At 55.5% G+C, this 366-nt stretch carries 1 pseudogene; it reads left to right on the top strand.

Annotated features, from left to right (window positions below):
• A pseudogene (locus AA0535_RS10835) lies at nucleotides 1-230 on the top strand (hypothetical protein); the annotation flags it as partial.
• Between the last annotated feature and the right edge of the window lie 136 nt (nucleotides 231-366).

Below are 366 nucleotides of genomic sequence, written 5' to 3'. Positions count from 1 at the left end.
GACTCGTCCTGACCAAAGGCCAGGTCTCAGCTTACAAAGCCACAGACTCCCTGCTGATGTTGCCTGTTCCAAACCCGAGGGCGATGCTGGCTGATCGGGGCTATGACAGCGACTGTTTCCGTCAGGCGCTTGTGAGCCACACGATCCTGCCGGTTGTTCCATCACGCAAAGGCCGCAAGACATTGGATCAGATCTTCTTTCAACGTGACCTAGATGCCCTTAAGCCATGAGACAGCGGGTCGGATGACTTTTATCCTGAGAGCCTGTTTGGAAACTCACGGATGGGCATTTCTGCCTGTGAGACTGGCGCCCATGGCGACAAGGATCATGGCCTGTGAGACGTCGATACGACGCTCATAGTCACGC

The organism is Asaia krungthepensis NRIC 0535 (assembly GCF_025995175.1).
Classification (GTDB): domain Bacteria; phylum Pseudomonadota; class Alphaproteobacteria; order Acetobacterales; family Acetobacteraceae; genus Asaia; species Asaia krungthepensis.
The sequence above is the reverse complement of the archived record's forward strand: the minus strand, read 5'-3'. Positions and strand labels throughout refer to the sequence as shown.